The organism is Thioclava sp. UBA3469 (genome assembly GCF_002378135.1).
Classification (GTDB): domain Bacteria; phylum Pseudomonadota; class Alphaproteobacteria; order Rhodobacterales; family Rhodobacteraceae; genus Thioclava; species Thioclava sediminum.
In genome coordinates this window covers 2,013-2,317 of sequence record NZ_DFRG01000125.1, presented here as the reverse complement: position 1 = coordinate 2,317, position 305 = coordinate 2,013, and the positions used below count along the sequence as shown (strand labels likewise).

Sequence of the window (305 nt, the reverse complement as noted above, 5' to 3'; positions counted from 1 at the left end):
GCGAGCTTGTCGGCATATTCCTTCGACATGATCGACGCGAAGTCCATCGCGAGGTCGGCAAGGAACGGCGCGTTCGGCTCGGACAGGGTGAACTTCACCGTGTAATCGTCGACTTTCTCGATCGATTTGATGATCGTCGGCATGTCCATGCCGGCATAGTATTCATAGGAAACGCCCGGCGCGTAAGCGTAATAGGGGTTGTCCTTGTTGCCCTGACGGTCGAACGAGAAAATCACGTCATCGGCGTTGAAATCACGGCTCGGGGTAAAGCCCTCGACCGAGTGGAATTTCACGCCCTTGCGCAG

Annotated in this window: 1 protein-coding gene; it reads right to left on the bottom strand. The window is 56.1% G+C overall.

Translation table 11 applies throughout. The features are described from left to right. A partial coding sequence (locus tag B3D39_RS10150) for an ABC transporter substrate-binding protein (RefSeq protein WP_286789657.1) occupies positions 1-305 on the bottom strand: 305 nt, incomplete at both ends.